This window comes from Frondihabitans sp. OV104, from assembly GCF_057787745.1.
This window is the reverse complement of record NZ_CM173541.1, coordinates 890021-907819: the sequence shown is the minus strand read 5'-3', so window position 1 is coordinate 907819 and position 17799 is coordinate 890021. Positions and strand designations below refer to the sequence as shown.

Below are 17799 nucleotides of genomic sequence, written 5' to 3'. Positions count from 1 at the left end.
TTCGGAGGGGCCGGCGCCGCACCTGGGAATCCCTCGGATCGCCCCGCGGTTCGCTGTCGGCTTTTAGGTGCTTCAACAGTAGTGAAGCTATCGTGTTCAACGTGCATGTACTCAGCGTCAGCTCACTCAAAGGCGGCGTCGGCAAGACGACCGTGACGCTCGGACTCACGTCGGCGGCCTTCGCCAAGGGCCTACGGACCCTGGTCGTCGACCTCGACCCGCAGTCCGACGTGTCCACGGGCCTCGACATCACGGTGGCCGGACACCTCAACGTCGCCGACGTCCTCGCCTCCCCGAAAGAGAAGACGGTGCGCGCGGCGATCGCGCCCTCCGGCTGGACGAAGGGGCGCCAGGGCAAGATCGACGTCATGATCGGCAGCCCGTCGGCCATCAACTTCGACGGGCCGCACCCGTCGATCCGCGACATCTGGAAGCTGGAGGAGGCCCTCGCGAACGTCGAGGCCGACTACGACCTCGTGCTCATCGACTGCGCGCCGTCGCTCAACGCACTCACGCGCACCGCGTGGGCGGCGTCCGACCGCGTCACCGTCGTCACCGAGCCCGGCCTCTTCTCGGTGGCCGCCGCCGACCGCGCCCTCCGCGCGATCGAGGAGATCCGCCGCGGCCTCTCGCCTCGCCTCCAGCCCCTCGGCATCATCGTGAACCGGGCGCGCGTGCAGTCGCTCGAGCACCAGTTCCGGATCAAGGAGCTGCGCGACATGTTCGGGCCGCTCGTGCTCTCGCCTCAGCTGCCGGAGCGGACGTCGCTGCAGCAGGCGCAGGGTGCCGCGAAGCCTCTGCACGTGTGGCCCGGCGAATCGGCGCAGGAGATGGCGCGCAACTTCGACCAGCTGCTCGAGCGCATCATGCGCACGGCCAAGATCGGCGACTACGCCGAGACGCCCGCGCCCCGCTAGAGACCCTCCTACGGCGCCAGACACACTGCAACGGCGAGAACGGCAGTCCGCGGACTGCCGTTCTCGCCGTTCTCGGGTGTCTAGGCCGTACGGGTGCGGCGGGCCGCGAGTTCGTCGGCTGGGTCCATCGCGGGCGTCGAGTCGAGCTCGACCAGGCTGTGCTCGACCTCGCGCAGCACCTTGCCGACGGCGATCCCGAAGACGCCCTGACCGCGCGACACGAGGTCGATGACCTCGTCGTTCGAGGTGCACAGGTAGACGGAGGCGCCGTCGCTCATGAGCGTCGTCTGGGCGAGGTCGTTGACCCCGGACTCGCGGAGCTGGTTGACGGCGGTGCGGATCTGCTGGAGCGAGATGCCGGTGTCGAGGAGCCGCTTGACGAGCTTGAGCACGAGGATGTCTCGGAAGCCGTAGAGGCGCTGCGATCCTGAGCCCGATGCACTGCGGACGGTCGGCTCGACGAGGCCGGTGCGGGCCCAGTAGTCGAGCTGGCGGTAGCTGATGCCGGCGGCGCGGGCGGCGGCGGTGCCGCGGTAGCCGTGATCGTCTTCGAGCTCGACCATTCCGTCGGTGAACAGCAGCTCTTCGCCGTAGGCCGGGGTGGTCGAGGGGCGAGAACCGTCGCTGAAGGCCTCCTCGGGGGAACCTGTCTCGCTCATGAAGTGCCTCTCACGTTGCCGACCACGCTGGACATTGACACATTAACGTTCAACATCGGGTTGATGGTTGTACCTGGGTCAACCGTACAGGCGGGCCCGCCTCGACCCGGCGACATTCGCCACCCTCGGGGCGGCGTGTCGCAGGTCGTCAGAGCAGTCTACGTATCGAGGCGGCCGAGCGCAGTGCGGATCAGCGATCCGCGCACGATCTCGAGCTGCTCGGCGATCTCGCGGGCCATCTCGGCGACGCGCGCGCGACCGGCGGCGTCGCGCCGACGGGCCGACGGTGCCACGGCGCTCTCGATGAGGCCGAGCTCGCGATCGGCGGCGGCGCGGAGGGCCCGGAGGTGACGCGGCTCGATGCCCGACTTCTTCAGCTCGACGAGAGCGGAGACGACGTGCACCGACTCGTCGCCGTAGAGATCGGTGGCCGGAATCAGCGAGGTGCCGACAGCGTCGTCGACGAGCGCCGCCGTGGCACCGGTCTCGGCGATGAGCTCGTCGCGGCTGAGCCGGCGGGGCTGAGCCAGCATCGAGGTCGGCGCTGCGCCCGTGGGGAGGTTCACGGGGCGGCCGGCGTCGAGATCGTCGAGGTGCCCCCGGATCACCTTCAGCGGGAGGTAGTGGTCTCGCTGGAGCCCGAGGATGAACCGGAGGCGCTCGACGTCGTCGGGCGAGAACTTGCGGTAGCCCGAGGCGGTGCGCACGGGGGTGACGAGCTGGCGCTCTTCGAGAAACCGGAGCTTGGAGTTCGAGAGGTCGGGGAAGTCAGGCTTGAGGCGCGCGAGGACCTGACCGATGGTCAACAGATCCGGCGCAGCCTGGGCGGTGGACGCCCGGGCCAGAGCGCGCGGCACTACTTCGTCGCCAGATTCGCGAGATCGACTCGGGACGCATAGAAGGTGAGCCGGAACTTGCCGACCTGGACCTCGGCGCCGTCGCTGAGGAGGGCCTCGTCGATGCGGACGCCGTCGAAGTAGGTGCCGTTCAGCGAGCCGAGGTCTTTGACGCTGAACGAGGTGCCGTGGCGGTGGAACTCGGCGTGCTTGCGGCTGACCGTGACGTCGTCGAGGAAGATGCCGGCGTCGGGATGACGGCCGGCGACGGTGACGTCGGCGTCGAGCAGGAAGCGGGCTCCGATGTTGGGACCGCGGCGGACCACGAGAAGGGCGGAGCCGGAGGGCAGGGCGGACACGGCCTCGCGCTCGTCGGACGACACGCCGCCTTCGAGGGCAGCGAGCTGCGCCTGGAACTCTTCGTTGAAGCTGAGGGTCGTATCTACCTCGGGGCGGGCGTCACCGTGCGCGCTATCCGCGCCGGACGACGGGGTGGCTGACTCTGCCATCGTGGACCTCCTGTGGCCCCCAAGCGTAGCGGAATCGTTACCGAGCTTCAGCACCGGATTTCGCAGGTTCGGGCATTGGGCTGGTTATTGCCGTCTTCACCACTGTCGCTCAGAGTCGTCATAGGGATTTCCATGACTGGGCGCTTTGTATGGATTCACGTCACCACCCGCCCCAGGAAGGCAATCATGAACGACAGCAGCAACACCACGCCCGGTGCTTCTGGAGCCCCCGAAGACTCCCAGGGCGAGGAGAGCACGACGCCGACGTCGGCCCCCGAGAACGAGGCCGCAGCCGATGGCGCCACCGAAGAGCTCCCCACGGCCCACACGCTCCCGCACCGCACCGGCCCGACGCCCGCCCACTACGTGAGCGAGGCGGCCCCGCAGCAGGGCGCACCGCAGCAGGCGGCACCCGCCGCCGGCTCGGAGTGGTCCGAGATGGGCGCCGACGGCTACGCGGCCCAGCAGCGGGCCGGCTACGGCCAGCAGCCATACGGGCAGCAGCAGTACGGCCAGCCCTACGGCCAGCAGCCCGGGTACGGCCAGCAGCCCGGCTACGGTCAGCAGCCCGGGTACGGCCAGCAGCCCGGCTACTACGGCCAGGCGCCCTCCGGCTACGGCGCCCCGGTGCCGCCCGCATTCCAGAACGCGAAGGGCAAGCCGAAGCGCTGGATGACCATCGTCGGCGCGGCCGCGGCCGGCGTCATCATCGTCGGAGCAGCCGGCGGCGCCTTCGCGCTCGGTCACTCCACCGGCGAGAAGGCGGCCGACGCCGCCGGCCAGAGCCAGACGCTGCAGCTCCCGAACGGGTCGAGCGGCTCCGGATCATCCGGATCGGGTTCGACAGGCGGCACCTACGGCTTCGGCCAGGGCACGCTGCCCGGCTCCGGCGGCTCGTCGAGCGACGGGTCGAGCTCCGGCACCGGCACCGTTCCCGCCGACGCCACCGCGGCCACGTCCGCCGAGAAGCAGGGCGTCGTCACGATCGTGTCGACCCTCGACTACGACGAGTCGTCGAAGTCGGCCGGAACGGGCATGGTCATGACCAGCGACGGCGAGATCCTCACCAACAACCACGTCGTCGAGGGCGCCACGAGCATTACCGTCACGGTGGTCTCGACCGGCAAGTCGTACACGGCCAAGGTCGTCGGCACCGACGCGACGAACGACGTCGCCGTGCTCAAGCTCGAAGACGCGAGCGGGCTGCAGACGGTCTCCTTCGGCCAGAACGCCACCGTCTCGACCGACGACACGGTCCACTCCACCGGCAACGCGGAGGGCACCGGCAGCCTCGTCACGGCGAAGGGCACCGTCCTCGCGACCAAGCAGTCCATCACCGTGCAGAGCGAGTCCGGCACCGGCACCGAGTCGCTGTCGAACCTGATCGAGGTCAGCGCCGACGTGGTCTCGGGCGACTCCGGCGGCCCGCTCCGCAATTCGGACGGCAAGGTCGTCGGGATCATCACGGCCGCCTCGTCGGGCACCTCCGACACGACCGGCTACGCCATCCCGATCTCGGACGCCCTCACCATCGCCGGCAAGATCCTCGACGGCACGTCGACCAGCACGATCCAGATCGGCCTGCCGGCCTTCCTGGGCGCGCAGATCTCGTCCACCTCGACCGGCACGACCGGCAGCGGCGTCACCATCGCCGGAACCGTCTCGGGCAGCGCGGCCGCCAAGGCCGGGCTCGTCGCCGGCGACACCATCACGAAGCTCGGCAGCACGACGGTCACCGACTCGACCTCGCTGACCGACGCCGTGCAGTCGCACGACCCGGGCGACTCCGTCTCGGTGACCTACACCGACTCGGCCGGTGCCAGCCACACCGTCACCGTCACCCTCGGCGAGGGCCCGGCTCTCTAGCCACCCGCGTCACCGAACGGCCGTCCACCCCCGGGTGGGCGGCCGTTCCGCGTCGTGCAGGGCGCACGGCGCAGGAACTCGGGGCGCCCGCCTAGGCGAGCAGGTCGCGCAGCGCCGACGGCCCGATCACCGTCGCCCCGACGGCCGCCGAGCGCGAGGCGAGCTCCCGGTCGGCGGTCACCACGACGACCCGGGCCGAGCCGACGCGGGCCCGGGCCTCGGCGACCACGGCGGAGTCGCCGTCGGCCGGAGCCCGGACGACGGTCAGGAGGTCGGGGGCCGGGAGTTCCTGCGCGACCTTCGCTTCTCCTTCGACGACGAGCACGATGCCGGGCCAGCGTGTCGCGACGAGCGGGTCGTCGGTCAGGAGGGCGCCGGGGACTCCCCCGGCGGCGAGGCGGCCCAGGTCGGCGGCGAGGCGCTCGGTCGCGCCCACCCGGTCGCGCCACCAGCCGTCGGGCTTCGAGCCGACGACGTTGGCGGAGTCGACGATCAGGGCGACGCGGGTGTCGAGGAGCGGCCGGAGGCCCTTCCACGACGCGGCGAATCCCGGGTGGAGGGGGAGCGCGTCGACGGCGTCGACCGGCACCCACTCGAGCGCCTCGCTCTCGCCGTCGCCGATGACCGCCTCGAACGGGCGGATCGCCGTGGCGACGACGCTCGTGTACGACCAGAAGCCGAGGTCGACGGCCGAGGTGAACTCGATGCGGAGGGCGTCGGCGGGCACGGAGGCCTCTTCGGCGCTCTCGCGGAGGGCTCCGTCGACGGCGGACTCGTCGAACTGGCGGGCGCCGCCGGGGATGCCCCAGGTGCCGCCGAAGTGGCTCCATGCGACGCGGTGCTGCAGGAGGACGCGGTGCTGGGAGTCGACGATCAGGAGACCGGCCGCACCGGCCTTGCCCCAGTACTTCCGGCCGTCGGGCGCGACGACCCAGCCGTCGGCGGGTCCGTGAACAGTCACACCATGAAGCTTGCCACTGTTGGCGCCGGGTAAACGACCAGCGCCGCCCTCGACCGGATCAGAACAGCGGTGCGACGAACAGGAGGTAGGAGTACTGGGCGACGCCGAAGAGGCCGAGCCCCATCGCCCAGAGCGAGCGGCGGCGCCCGAAGGCCGCCTTGCCCCGGGCGACGAGCACGCGCGACCGGTGGAGGCCGAGGGCGCCGAAGACCAGGCCGAGCGCCGGGAGCACGTAGAAGCCGCTGACGAAGACCGCGCCGATCCCGACGATGATGCCCGCGATCGCGAAGCGGTTCGTCAGCTCGGGGTCGCGCACGGCCTGCACCGGCGAGAGGCCCGGATCGGCCCCGTCGACGCGTGCCCCCGCGGCTTGCGCCATGCGGCGGCGCAGGCGCTCGGCTCGGAGCGACATGGACGTCACCGGTTGCGGCGGCGAGACCGCGGGCGGCGTCGGGACTGCGGGGCGCGTCGGCTCCGAGGGCGGCGTCGGGTCCGTCTGGTCAGCTGGCATGGCCCAGCAAGGATACCCGGGCTGTCAGGTCGACCGCGGCTCGACCGGACAGCGGCTCAGTTGGCGAGAACCGAGAGGATGTTGCCCGAGGGGTCGAGGAACCAGGCGATGTCGGGCCCCCGATCGGCCGCCTTGCCGCGCATGATGCCGCGCTCGTCGGCCCAGCCGCCGTAGTTCTCGAGCGAGACCCCGGCGGCCTCGAGCTCGTCGACCGCCGCGTCGATGTCGGCGACCTCGAAGTTGAGGATCGTGAAGACGGCGGGCACGTGGTCGTCCTTCGGGTAGGCGATGACGTGGGCGCCGCCGGGAAGCGCGATGTCGAGGATCCCCATCCCGTTCTGCTCGACGGAGAACCCGAGCACTCCCCCGTAGAACTCCCGGGCGGCGTTGACGTCGCGGACGGCGAAACCGGAGAACGCGTGAGACGTGGTGAGCATGACGACTCCTTCGTGTCGATGTTGCATCAGCATGCCACTGGTGGTTCGATGTCGGGATGCTCTCGAACGACTCGGGAACCCACCACCCCGAGGATCAGTGAGGATTCGATGACCGACACCCGCGTGTCCGTTCCCGAGGCGCTGCACCGCGCGCTGGCGGACGTCGCGCTCGGCGGTCCGCTCACGTCGTGGGCCCACCTGACCGTCCAGGGCGACCGCACCCGGCCCGACGGCTGGCTCGACTCGCGCCGCCACACCCTCCGCCAGCACCTCTGGTCGGCCGGCGCACCCGAACCCGACATCGACGCGATCGACGCCGCCATGGCCGTCGCGCCGGATGTCCCGGGCCGCGCCAGCCGCTTCGTCGTCGCCCGCGACGGCGGTCTCCTGCTCAACGAGCTCCTGCTCGGCGACCGCGCCGGGCACGACACCGGAGGCACGGGCTTCGTGCCCGACGTGGCGCCGGTGCTGGCCGCGTTCGGCACCGTCGACGGCGGTGGCGCGCCGACCCGGTACGACGGCCTCGGCGTGCGCGACACCGTGCGGTCGCTGCGGGCGGGCCGCGTCGGCGTGCTGACGCTCGGCGACGCGGGATTCGGCGAGCAGACGGTGGTCGCCCTGCGCGGGGCGCCCTGGCTGGGCGAGGTCGGCGACCTCGGGCTCGACGACGCCGACCGTCTGGCGCTCGTGCCGACGCGCGCCGGACTGCTGCGGGCGGCCCTGCAGACGGGTGTCGAGGTGGCGTTCGCGCAGCCCGGCGGCGTGCCCGACGACCTGCCGGTCGCGTACACGTTCCGCTGACCGCGCCTACTCCCGGCCGGGCGGAGGGTCAGACGAACCGGACGGACTGCTGCAGGCGGTCGCGCAGCTCAAAGACGTCGACCCGCGGAGCCTCAGGGTCGAGCCCCTCTCGCAGCAGGTGCGGGAGCACGGATCGGCGTACGAGGTACGCCGAGTTCCGGCGCCCCTTGCCGATCGGCTCGACCGGATCGCCGGCGGCGTCGTCGGGCACCACGACCAGCAGGGCCGTGAAGGGCACCCGGCTGGTCTTGGCGAATGCGCGGGCGCTCCGGGTCAGCGCGCGCACCGGCTGCTCGTCGGGCGGGACGCCGTCGCCCACGAGCTCGCCCTTCACAGCCGACACCCGGCCGCCCCAGTCGTCGGACCGGATCGCGTACACGCCGGTCGGGGCCAGCACGACGTGGTCGAGCTTCACCTCGGCGCGCGCGGAGACGTCGCTCCAGACCGTGTAGGCGATGCCGAGCTCGCCGATGGCGGTCGCCGTCGCCTCTTCGGCCAGCGCCTTCGCCAGGCACCGACGGATCTCCCCCGGCGCCGAGCGCACCAGCACCGTGTCGTACGGGTCGTCGACGGTCTCGCCGCGGCCGACCCACTCGTGCAGCAGAGCCAGGTACAGCTCGCGCGCCTGCCCGCCCGGGTGGCCGAACGCGCGGGCGCGGGGCTTCGACTCGGTGCGGCGCCGCGGCGGGGCGGGCGCCCAGGTGTGCCCCTCGCGCTGCGATTCACGGGCGGCGGGCCGCCCGCTGTCGTACCGGGCCCGATCGTCGACGGAGCCGACGAGCTCCCAGGCGAGCTGCACGCGCCGGAACCTCTCGGGAGTGCCGCCGAGGTCGGGATGCGTCTGGCGTGCCAGCCGCCGGTAGGCCCGACGCAGTTCGTCCTGACTGACGGCAGGCGAGACGCCCAGGACCTCGTAGGGCGTGGCGGAAGCGGGGCTGTCTGACATGTGTCGCACGAGGATACCGGGAGGGGATCGCCCCAGTATCCGAGAACGCCCCGAATCATCGGCGACGGCCGGGATCGCGGCCCGGGTACGGTTGTCGCGTGACTGATGACGACCTGAAGCCCCCGGCCAAGCGCAACGTCAAGGCGCTCTCGGCGTTCCTCGCCGAGATGGAGCCCGACGACGCGATCGTCGCCACCTTCGCCACCGAGCGGTACGGCGTCTTCGCCGTGCGCGGCCAGTCGAAGCACTCGCAGTCGCTGGGCGGCTACAGCCTCGGCAGCCACCCCCTCGACTCGAACAAGAAGCCGCAGAAGACCCTGCAGCTGCTGCGGACCTTCCACTCGGCGGAGCGAGAGGCCCAGGCGCAGGAACTCCCGTCGGAGCCGCCCGCCGTCGACGCCTCCGTCGCCCACGGCGCCCTCGTGCGCGTCACCGTCTCCGAGCCCGCCTACGGGGTCTTCGACGTCGCCGGGGTTGCCGTGCACTCGTCCGTCGACGACAGCGTGCTGGTGGGCTCGTGGATCGTGTCGACCCGCGGCATCGTGGCCGAGCGGGTCGCCGCCGTCGAGGTGCTCGCGCCGGTCGGCGGGCACGACCTGGCCGTCCCCCGCGAGATCACGAGCTGGGGAGCCGAGGCGAGCGCCGAGGTCTAGCGCGGCGCTCGGGGGCGCAATCTGATGCGTTGTCGCTCCGCCGACATAGCTCCGCTATCGTCGGCGGCGCTCCGCCTTGCATCTCACGCCCCCGAGCACCGCGCCTTTACGGGGTGGGGGCGGCTTTGCGGGCGCGGCGACGCGCGCGACGGGCCTGGAACCAGGCGATGGCGCCCCGCACCTTGCGCTGCACCCACATGTTGAGCCGGTGCGCCGCCGGGAACTCCGTGCCGAGGATCGCCAGTCCGAGGAAGACGACGAGCCACCCCGGCCCCGGCAGCGGGATCAGGATGATGCCCGCGATGACGACCGCGAAGCCGATGATGCCGATCGCGACCTTGTAGGCCGTCCGCAGCCGCGGGTACAGGTTGAGCCGGGCACGGAAGAGACGGGCGCGCCTCGCGATCCGCGTGTTGCGGAGGCGGTGGTGGTGCGCGGGGTGGTCGGCCTCGTGCAGCGGCTCGTGCAGCGACATGACCGAAGCGTACCGGCGGCCCTTGGGAACCCCCGGGGTGCGAAGTGAGCGCTCACGGCCGGAGGGGTCTAGGCAGGACCAATGGAATACACACACCTCGGACGCACAGGGTTGTCCGTCTCCCGCGCCATCCTCGGCACCATGAACTTCGGTCCCGAGACCAGCGAGGCCGACAGCCACGCCATCATGGACGCCGCTCACGACAAGGGCGTCAACTTCTTCGACACCGCCAACGTCTACGGCGGCTCGGTGGGCAAGGGAGCCACCGAGTCGATCATCGGCCGCTGGTTCGCCCAGGGCGGCGGCCGCCGCGACAAGACCGTGCTCGCCACCAAGCTCTACGGCGACATGGGCGACTGGCCGAACTCGGGCAAGCTCAGCGCCTTCAACATCCGCCACGCCATCGACGCCAGCCTCGAGCGCCTCCAGACCGACCACATCGATCTGATCCAGTTCCACCACGTCGACCGCGACACCCCGTGGGACGAGATCTGGACCGCCATCGAGGTCGCCGTCACTCAGGGCAAGATCCTCTACGCCGGGTCGAGCAACTTCGCCGGCTGGCACATAGCGCAAGCGCAGGAGGCCGCGAAGGCCCGGCACTTCCTGGGCCTGGTCTCGGAGCAGTCGCTCTACAACCTCGTCGCCCGCGACATCGAGCTCGAGGTGCTGCCCGCCGCCCGCCACTACGGTCTCGGCGTCATCCCCTGGTCGCCCCTGCACGGCGGCATCCTGGGCGGGATCGTCGGAAAGGAGTCCTCGGGCAAGCGCCGCCTGACCGGACGCTCGAAGGAGTTCGTCGACGCGCACCGCGAGCAGCTCGAGTCGTACGAGACGCTGGCGCAGGAACTCGGCCACGCCCCCGGCGAGCTCGCCCTCGCGTGGCTGCTCCACCAGCCCGGGGTCACCGGGCCCATCACCGGCCCGCGCACCATGGAGCAGTTCGACTCCGCGGTCGCCGCCGTCGACATCCACCTCGACGACGCCGCCCTGGCACGCCTCGACGAGCTGTTCCCGGGGCACAAGCCCGCCCCGGAGGACTACGCGTGGTAAGAACGCAGCACCCGACGGCGGGAGCTGGCTCCTGCAACCCCTACGACAACGAGAGAGACCATTCATGAGACAGCGCATCATCGGAGATGTCAGCGTCAGCGCGATCGGACTCGGCGGCATGCCGATGTCGATCGAGGGCCGGCCCGACCGCAAGCGGTCCATCGCCACCATCCACGCCGCCCTCGAGGCAGGCGTGACGCTCATCGACACGGCCGACGCCTACAGCCTCGGCGGCAAGCCCGACGACGAGGGTCACAACGAGATCCTCATCGCCGAGGCGCTGAAATCGTGGCACGGGAGCATGGACGACGTGCTCGTTGCCACGAAGGGCGGCCACACGCGGATCCACAGCACCGACGGAGGCTGGGATCAGGACGGCTCCCCCGCCCACCTGAAGGAGGCCGCCAAGGCGTCCGCCAAGCGCCTCGGCGTCGACGCCATCGGGCTGTACCAGTTTCACCGGCCCGACCCCAGGGTGCCGTTCGCGGACTCGATCGGCGCGCTCGTGGAGCTGCTCGACGAGGGCGTGATCCGGATGGCCGGCATCTCGAACGCCAACGTCGACCAGATCCGCGAGGCCAACACGATCCTCGACGACCGCCTCGTGTCGGTGCAGAACCAGTTCAGCCCGGCGTTCCTGTCGTCGACGGCCGAACTGGAGCTGTGCGACGAGATGAGCATCGCCTTCCTGCCGTGGTCGCCCCTCGGCGGCATCACGGGGGCGTCCGCGCTCGGGTCGAACCACGCCGTGTTCGCCGAGATCGCGAACGCGCGCCGGCTCTCGCCTCAGGTCGTGTGCCTGGCATGGGAGATGCGCAAGTCGGAGGTCGTCATCCCGATCCCGGGAGCCAGCCGCCCGCAGTCGATCATGGACTCGGTCACCGCCGCGTCGATCAAGCTGAGCGACGACGAGTTCGCGCGTCTGGAAGCCGCCGCCGTCTCGGCGTAGGCCACCTCGAAAAGCCCCGATCGGGTGTTCTCGCTTGCGAGAACCCCCGATCGGGGCTTTTGACGTCTCCGCGGGGGGGGTCTAGGCCTCGCGGCCCGTCGGCATCTGCGTCAGCGTCGGGTCGGTCTCGGCCAGGCCGGCGAAGACGCCCTCGATGCGCTCGACGACGTCGGCCTCGAGAGCGACGCCCGCGGCGACCGCGTTCGACTCGACCTGCTCGGGGCGCGAGGCCCCGATGATGGCCGAGGCGACGTTGTCGTTGTGCAGCACCCAGGCGAGCGAGAGCTGCGCCTGCGTGAGGCCGAGGTCGGCGGCGATCGGCTCGAGCTGGGCCACCGCGTCGAGCACGTCGTCGCGCATCCAGCGGGAGATCATGCCGGCGCCGCCCTTGTCGTCGGTGGCTCGGGAGCCGGCAGGGAGTTCCTGCCCCTTCTTGTACTTTCCGGTCAGGACACCCTGGGCGATGGGCGACCAGACGATCTGCGAGATGCCGAGCTCCTTCGAGGCGGGCACGACCTCCTCTTCGATCACTCGCCACAGCAGGGAGTACTCGGGCTGGTTCGAGATGAGCTGGATGCCGAGCTCCTTCGCGAGGGCGGCGCCGTCGCGGAGCTGCTGGGCGTTCCACTCGCTGACGCCGATGTAGAGCACCTTGCCCTGGCGCACCAGGTCGGCGAACGCCTGCATGGTCTCTTCGAGCGGGGTCTCGACGTCGTAGCGGTGCGCCTGATAGAGGTCGACGTAGTCGGTCTGGAGGCGCTTCAGCGAGCCGTTGATCGACTCGGTGATGTGCTTGCGGCTGAGTCCGGTGTCGTTGTGCCCCTTGGGCCCGGTCGGGCCGTAGACCTTCGTGAAGATCTCAAGCGACTCGCGCCGCTCGCCCTTGAGGGCCTCGCCGAGCACGACCTCGGCCTGCGTGTTGGCGTACACGTCGGCGGTGTCGAAGGTCGAGATGCCGACGTCGAGGGCGGCGCGAACGCACGCCGTCGCAGTGTCGTTCTCGACCTGGGAGCCGTGGGTGAGCCAGTTGCCGTACGTGAGCTCCGAGATCTTGAGGCCGGAGTTGCCGAGATACCTGAATTCCATGCGAGTGTCGCTCCTGTCGTGGGGCGCGGCGGTGCGCCCTGGGCGACGGTACTCCGTGAGCGCTCACACGGGCGCGCGATCCGAGCCGTCGGAACCCTCGGAGTCAGAGGCGGAAGGTCGCGCGCGGGATCGTGTCGACGAGGTCGCGCGCGACGCGGAGGGCGTCGTCCTCGCTCATCTGATGGGTGACGACGAGCGACGCCAGGTAGCCGGCGTCGACCCGGCGCGACATGTCGTGGCGGGCCGGTATCGAGCAGAACGCGCGCGTGTCGTCGATGAAGCCGGAGGTCTTCGTGAAGCCGACGCTGTCGGTGACGGCCTCGCGGTAGCGGCGGATGGCCGCCGGGGTGTCGATGAACCACCAGGGAGCGCCCGCGAAGACCGAGGGGTAGAAGCCGGCGAGCGGCGCGATCTCGCTCGAGAAGGCCGTCTCGTCGACGGTGAAGAGCACCAGCCGGAACGTCGGGTGCGTGCCGAACGCCTCGAGGATCGGCCTGAGCGGACGCGTGTACGTGCCGGCGACGTCGGGCAGGTCGTGCCCGCGGTCGGGCCCGAAGCGGTCGAGCGACGGACGGTGGTGGTTGCGGAGCACGCCGGGGTGGAGCTGCATGACCAGGCCGTCGTCGGCCGACATCGCGGCGCTCTGGAAGAGCATGGTGCGGCGGTAGGCGACGGCGTCGTCGGGTGTCGCCAGGCCGCGGAGGGCGAGTGCATGCACGCGCTCGGCGTCGGCCGGGTCGAGCGGCTCGGACGACGCGTCGGGCACGCCGGTGTCGGTGGCGGTCGCACCGTGCCGGATGAAGTGCTCGCGGCGCGACCTCAGGGCGTCGAGAAGCCCCCGGTGCGTCGAGGTGTCGATGCCGCTGACCTCGGCGAGGCGCTCGACCGAGGCCGCCCACTCCGGCCGCGCCGGGTCGAAGTACGAGTCGGCGCGGAACGTCGGCAGCACGCGCCCGGTGAACGTCGGATCGTCGCGGAGCGCGGCGTGCGCCGAGAGCGACGAGGCCGGGTCGTCGGTGGTCGCGAGGACCTCGATGCGGAACGCGTCGAAGAGGGCACGCGGCCGCATGTCGCCAGCGGCGAGCCGCGACACGAGATGGTCGTACTGGCTGTCCGCGTTCTCTGCCGACGGATGCTCGTCGAGACCGAAGACGTCGTGCAGCTCGGTCTCGAACCAGTAGCGGACGGGTGTGCCGAGGAAGACGTCCCAGTGCTCGGCGAGGGCTCGCCACACCTCGCGGCCGGGCGCCGCCCCGCCCGACCCGTCGACCGGCTCGACGCCGAGCGCCTCGAGCGGCACCCCGGACGCGTGCAGCAGGCGCAGGACGTAGTGGTCGGGGGTGATCAGCAGCTCCGCCGGGTCGCCGAACGGCAGGTCGTCGACGAGCAGCTGCGCGTCGACGTGGCCGTGGGGCGACAGGATCGGCATCCGGGCGACCGACTCGTACAGGTCGCGCGCGATGCGCAGGGTCGCGGGGTCGGCCGGGAGCAGGCGGTCGGGGTGCGGGGCGAGGAGCCGCCCGATGGAGGTGGACGTCATCGTCGTGCCTTTCGTGATCAGCGAAGCGGGTTCGGTGGAGAGGGCTTGGTGGAGAAAGCTCAGTGGAGAGGGCTCAGCGGGGTGCGGGCCCGGTCGTCGACCGGACCGTCAGCGTGGTGGGGAGCACGACCGACTGGCGCTGGGGGTCCGTGCCGTCGGCCGAGCCGAGCTTCGCCATCAGCATGGAGACGGCCACGCGGCCGGCGCGCTCGATGGGGGCGTGGAGTGTCGTGAGCGGAGGGTTGCAGAAGTCGGCGCCGAAGATGTCGTCGCAGCCGACGATGCTGAGGTCGTCGGGCACCGACACGCCGCGCTCGCGGAGCCGCTGCAGCATGCCGATCGCGATGAGGTCGTTGAAGACGATGCAGGCGGTGGCACCCGAGTTCAGCGAGACATCGGCCGCGACCACGCCGGCGGCGGTCGTCGGCGTGAAGGGGCCGACGCGGCGGGGCGAGATCCCGAAGCGATCGGCGGCGCGCTCGAGCGACTTCCAGCGGCGCTCGTTCGACCACGACGTCACCGGACCCGACACGTAGACGATGTCACGGTGGCCGAGCGAGTAGAGGTGCTCGAGGGCCTGCTCGATGCCGCCCGGGGTGTCGATCAGGACGTTGGCCACACCCTCCGGCCGGCGGTTGATGGCGACGAGCGGAATCCGGCGCGCGAACTCGGCGAGGTCGGCATCCGGCAGCCGGGATGCGGTCAGGATGGCGCCCTCGGCGCTGGACCGCAGAGACATCAGGGTGGCGGCCTCGAGCTCGCCCGACTCCTCCGTGTCGACGAGCAGCTGCGTGTAGCCCGCCGCCTTCAGCTGCTGCTGCGTGCCGCGGATGATGTCGAAGTAGAACGGGTTGGTGATGTCGGCCACGAGCACCGCGATGGCCCGCGAACGGACCTGGCGGCCCGAACGACCGGACCTCGACGGCACATAGCCGATCTCGGCCGCCGCGCGCTCGACCCGGGCGCGAGTGGCGTCGCCCACCCGCTCGGGCGTCGACAGGGCGCGCGACACGGTCGACGGCGCGACGCCGATCATCTCGGCGACGTCGGTGATCGTCGCGGCCTTCCGGCGGGAGGGATCGGTCATGCGATCCATCATGTGGCAACGAAAGGCAATCGTGGCAAATTAGTGGCAAATAATTGTCTCTAATTTGCCATCCTCCTAGGGTCGGGGCAGTCGACGACGGACGCGGTCACCACGCATCGCCGCTTGACGCCACTCACCGTTTCAAGGAGGAAACCGATGAAAGCTCGCACGATCGCCGCGACCGTCGCCGCCATGGCAGCGCTCGCCCTCGCCCTGCAGGGCTGCTCCAGTTCCGGGTCGTCCGGCGACGGATCCGTGAGCGGCGCCGGCAAGACGCTCAACGTCCTGACGGGCGTCGACACCCTCTACCCCGCCGAGCAGAAGCAATGGCAGCAGGATCAGGCCGCCCGGTTCAAGAAGGACACCGGCGCCACCCTCAAGTACGACACCTACGCCTCGGCCAACGAGGAGCTCACGAAGATCCAGACCTCGGTCGTGTCGGGCCAGGGCCCCGACGTCTACAGCATCGGCACGACCTTCACGCCGACCGCGTACTCGACCGGCGCGTTCGTGAAGCTGAGCGACGACGACTGGAAGAAGGTCGGCGGGCGCGACAGGTTCGTGCAGGCGAGCCTCGGCATCTCGGGCCCCTCGAAGGGCGACGAGATCGGCGTGCCGTTCGCCAGCCGCCCGTTCGTGATGGCCTACAACACGAAGCTGCTGAAGGCCGCCGGCATCGAGAAGCCGGCGACGACGTGGGATGAGTTCGCCGAGCAGGCCAAGGCCCTGACGAAGGGCGACACCTACGGCATCGCGGCGGGCTACGCCGACGGATTCGACGTCTGGAAGTTCGTGTGGGCGATGGCCAACCAGGCGGGCAACCCGATCGTCGACGGCAAGACCGCCACCATCGACAGCCCGGCCATGCGCGCCGCCTACAAGGCCTACTTCGGCTGGGTGACCTCCGACAGGGTCGTCGACCCGGCGTCCGTCGGCTGGAACAACGCGCAGGCGCTCGTCGCCTTCGCCTCGGGCAAGGCCGCGTACTTCCCGATGACGACGGCGACCAGCAAGAACACGCTCGACAAGTCGGCAGTCAAGGGCGACTACGCGTACGCGCTCATGCCCACCGTCCCGCCGGGCGCCACGGAGCGTCCCGCCGATGGCAGGGACGCCGCGTCGATCCTCTCGGGCGACAACCTCGTCGTCGCGAACTACTCGTCGAACCAGGACCTCGCCTTCGCCTACATCAAGCAGGTGACGGAGCAGAAGGAGCAGGAGGACTTCTACACGACCTTCGGCCAGCTCCCCACGAACCAGGCCGCCGCGACCGCCCTCGAGACGGACGACAGCACGCTGGCTCCCCTGATCGCCGCCGCCGGCAAGTCCGTCGCCACCCCGTTCTCCGGAGCCTGGGGCGACGTGCAGCTGGCGATCACCAACATCACCGTGCAGAGCATCCCGGCACTGAAGAGCGGCTCGATCTCGGACGATGCGATCGAGAAGCAGCTCCAGACAGCCCAGAAGGCCGCGGAGTCATCGCTGAAGAGGACGAAGTGAGATGGTCATGACGACTCCCACCGTCGGCGAGCGCGCCGCTGCGCCGACCGGCGACCTGCGGCCGCAGCCGAAGCCGCCCCGGCGACGAGGTCTCTCGACCCGGGGGCGTCCGCTGTGGATGCTGCTCCCGGGCGGCGTGCTCATGGGCCTGGTCATCGTGGTCCCGCTGCTGCTGGGCGTGTTCATCGCGCTCCTCGACCTCGACCAGTACACGCTGCGCGCGTGGCTCACGGCCCCGTTCATCGGGGTGCAGAACTTCGTCGAGGCCCTGACCGACTCGCCGCTGCTGTCGTCGATCGGCATCAGCGCCAGCTTCGCGCTGATCGTCACGGCGGTCACGCTCCCGATCGGCGTCACCGCGGCGATCGCGACGCAGAACGCGTTCCGGGGTCGGGCTGTGATCCGCTCGATCTTCCTGATCCCGTACGTGCTGCCCGCGTTCGTCGTGGCGACGGTGTGGCGCACGATCCTGCAGCCCTCGGGTATCGCGAACAACGTGCTCAGCGGCTTCGGCATCGACGGCGGCCTGTGGCTGAACGGGCCGAAGAGCTACTGGGCCCTGGTGTTCGTGGCGATCTGGTCGTCGTGGCCGTTCATCTACCTGCTCGCGCTGTCGGGCCTGCAGAGCGTCGACACCGAGGTGCACGAGGCGGCCGCGATCGACGGCGCCCTCTGGTGGGCGAAGCTGCGCTACGTGATCTTCCCGTACCTGAAGGGGCCGATCTCGCTGGCGATCATCATCTCGATCCTGCACGCGATCAACAACTTCACGCTGCCGTTCGTGCTGTTCGGGGTTCCGACGCCGTCGAACGTGCAGGTGATGCCGGTGCTGACCTACATCCACAGCTTCCAGAGCTTCAGGTTCGGGCTGTCGGCCGCGATGGCGATCGTGTCGCTCGTGATCGTCGCCATCCCCCTGTTCGTCTACCTGCGGGCAGTGCGTCTCGACTCGGGCGACGAGAAGGTCCTGACCGAGACGGAGGCCGCCGAGTGAGCGCCGTCACCCCCCTGAA

At 70.6% G+C, this 17799-nt stretch carries 19 protein-coding genes; 8 read left to right on the top strand and 11 right to left on the bottom strand.

The genetic code is table 11. The features are described 5' to 3' along the window. Positions 1–101: 101 nt before the first annotated feature. A complete protein-coding gene (locus tag AC3CBB_RS04265; protein ID WP_123505136.1) occupies positions 102–917 on the top strand; it encodes a ParA family protein in 816 nt (271 codons plus the stop codon). A gap of 80 nt (positions 918–997) precedes the next feature. Here AC3CBB_RS04265 and AC3CBB_RS04260 read toward each other — a convergent pair whose 3' ends face one another. From AC3CBB_RS04260 to AC3CBB_RS04250, 3 genes are all read right to left on the bottom strand, one after another. Next, positions 998–1576, bottom strand: a complete 579-nt coding sequence (locus AC3CBB_RS04260; protein ID WP_123504416.1) for a MerR family transcriptional regulator — start codon at positions 1574–1576, stop codon at positions 998–1000. 158 nt (positions 1577–1734) lie between these two features. After that, positions 1735–2433 (bottom strand): transcriptional regulator FtsR, encoded by a 699-nt coding sequence (gene ftsR, locus AC3CBB_RS04255; protein ID WP_123504415.1) that lies wholly within the window; start codon positions 2431–2433, stop codon positions 1735–1737. After that, complete coding sequence (locus tag AC3CBB_RS04250; RefSeq protein WP_123504414.1) at positions 2433–2921, bottom strand: FHA domain-containing protein; 489 nt, start codon at positions 2919–2921, stop codon at positions 2433–2435. The genes ftsR and AC3CBB_RS04250 overlap by 1 nt, the downstream gene beginning before the upstream one ends. Positions 2922–3107: 186 nt before the next feature. Between AC3CBB_RS04250 and AC3CBB_RS04245 the strand changes: the two genes are divergently transcribed. Further along, positions 3108–4787 (top strand): S1C family serine protease, encoded by a 1680-nt coding sequence (locus AC3CBB_RS04245; protein WP_488626129.1) that lies wholly within the window; start codon positions 3108–3110, stop codon positions 4785–4787. A 91-nt stretch (positions 4788–4878) separates the two neighbouring features. Here AC3CBB_RS04245 and AC3CBB_RS04240 read toward each other — a convergent pair whose 3' ends face one another. The 3 genes from AC3CBB_RS04240 to AC3CBB_RS04230 form a co-directional block, all read right to left on the bottom strand. After that, positions 4879–5748 (bottom strand): NUDIX domain-containing protein, encoded by an 870-nt coding sequence (locus AC3CBB_RS04240; RefSeq protein WP_488626128.1) that lies wholly within the window; start codon positions 5746–5748, stop codon positions 4879–4881. Between the two features lie 58 nt (positions 5749–5806). Continuing rightward, positions 5807–6160 carry a hypothetical protein gene (locus AC3CBB_RS04235; protein ID WP_488626127.1) on the bottom strand — a complete coding sequence of 118 codons (354 nt, stop codon included), beginning with the start codon at positions 6158–6160 and terminating at the stop codon, positions 5807–5809. A 155-nt stretch (positions 6161–6315) separates the two neighbouring features. Then, positions 6316–6696, bottom strand: coding sequence for a VOC family protein (locus tag AC3CBB_RS04230; RefSeq protein WP_123504411.1), 381 nt, complete (start codon positions 6694–6696; stop codon positions 6316–6318). A gap of 108 nt (positions 6697–6804) precedes the next feature. Here AC3CBB_RS04230 and AC3CBB_RS04225 point away from each other — a divergent pair, with 108 nt between their 5' ends. After that, positions 6805–7497 carry a hypothetical protein gene (locus AC3CBB_RS04225; RefSeq protein WP_488626126.1) on the top strand — a complete coding sequence of 231 codons (693 nt, stop codon included), beginning with the start codon at positions 6805–6807 and terminating at the stop codon, positions 7495–7497. Between the two features lie 28 nt (positions 7498–7525). Here the strand turns inward: AC3CBB_RS04225 and AC3CBB_RS04220 are convergent, their stop codons facing one another. Then, positions 7526–8443 carry a J domain-containing protein gene (locus AC3CBB_RS04220; RefSeq protein ID WP_488626125.1) on the bottom strand — a complete coding sequence of 306 codons (918 nt, stop codon included), beginning with the start codon at positions 8441–8443 and terminating at the stop codon, positions 7526–7528. 98 nt (positions 8444–8541) lie between these two features. Here AC3CBB_RS04220 and AC3CBB_RS04215 point away from each other — a divergent pair, with 98 nt between their 5' ends. Then, the gene (locus tag AC3CBB_RS04215; RefSeq protein WP_488626124.1) at positions 8542–9096 is read left to right on the top strand and encodes a hypothetical protein; all 555 of its coding nucleotides are present in this window, start codon (positions 8542–8544) and stop codon (positions 9094–9096) included. 106 nt (positions 9097–9202) lie between these two features. On the opposite strand, the gene AC3CBB_RS04210 is transcribed toward AC3CBB_RS04215, so the two are convergent. Then, positions 9203–9571: a TIGR02611 family protein gene (locus AC3CBB_RS04210; protein ID WP_123504407.1), complete on the bottom strand. Its 369-nt coding sequence runs from the start codon at positions 9569–9571 to the stop codon at positions 9203–9205. A gap of 81 nt (positions 9572–9652) precedes the next feature. Between AC3CBB_RS04210 and AC3CBB_RS04205 the strand changes: the two genes are divergently transcribed. Together AC3CBB_RS04205 and AC3CBB_RS04200 are read left to right on the top strand one after the other, a co-directional pair. Further along, complete coding sequence (locus AC3CBB_RS04205; protein WP_123504406.1) at positions 9653–10624, top strand: aldo/keto reductase; 972 nt, start codon at positions 9653–9655, stop codon at positions 10622–10624. A gap of 64 nt (positions 10625–10688) precedes the next feature. Beyond that, on the top strand, positions 10689–11573 hold the full coding sequence (locus tag AC3CBB_RS04200) for an aldo/keto reductase (protein WP_488626123.1): 885 nt from the start codon (positions 10689–10691) through the stop codon (positions 11571–11573). An 81-nt stretch (positions 11574–11654) separates the two neighbouring features. On the opposite strand, the gene AC3CBB_RS04195 is transcribed toward AC3CBB_RS04200, so the two are convergent. The 3 genes from AC3CBB_RS04195 to AC3CBB_RS04185 form a co-directional block, all read right to left on the bottom strand. Continuing rightward, positions 11655–12659, bottom strand: coding sequence for an aldo/keto reductase family protein (locus AC3CBB_RS04195; protein WP_488626122.1), 1005 nt, complete (start codon positions 12657–12659; stop codon positions 11655–11657). Between the two features lie 103 nt (positions 12660–12762). Further along, positions 12763–14199 carry a glucuronate isomerase gene (gene uxaC, locus AC3CBB_RS04190; RefSeq protein WP_488626121.1) on the bottom strand — a complete coding sequence of 479 codons (1437 nt, stop codon included), beginning with the start codon at positions 14197–14199 and terminating at the stop codon, positions 12763–12765. Positions 14200–14272: 73 nt separating this feature from the next. Continuing rightward, the gene (locus tag AC3CBB_RS04185; RefSeq protein WP_488626710.1) at positions 14273–15295 is read right to left on the bottom strand and encodes a LacI family DNA-binding transcriptional regulator; all 1023 of its coding nucleotides are present in this window, start codon (positions 15293–15295) and stop codon (positions 14273–14275) included. Positions 15296–15442: 147 nt separating this feature from the next. Here AC3CBB_RS04185 and AC3CBB_RS04180 point away from each other — a divergent pair, with 147 nt between their 5' ends. Together AC3CBB_RS04180 and AC3CBB_RS04175 are read left to right on the top strand one after the other, a co-directional pair. Continuing rightward, positions 15443–16786, top strand: coding sequence for a sugar ABC transporter substrate-binding protein (locus AC3CBB_RS04180; protein WP_488626120.1), 1344 nt, complete (start codon positions 15443–15445; stop codon positions 16784–16786). A 7-nt stretch (positions 16787–16793) separates the two neighbouring features. After that, positions 16794–17780: a carbohydrate ABC transporter permease gene (locus tag AC3CBB_RS04175; RefSeq protein WP_488626119.1), complete on the top strand. Its 987-nt coding sequence runs from the start codon at positions 16794–16796 to the stop codon at positions 17778–17780. Positions 17781–17799: the final 19 nt, after the last annotated feature.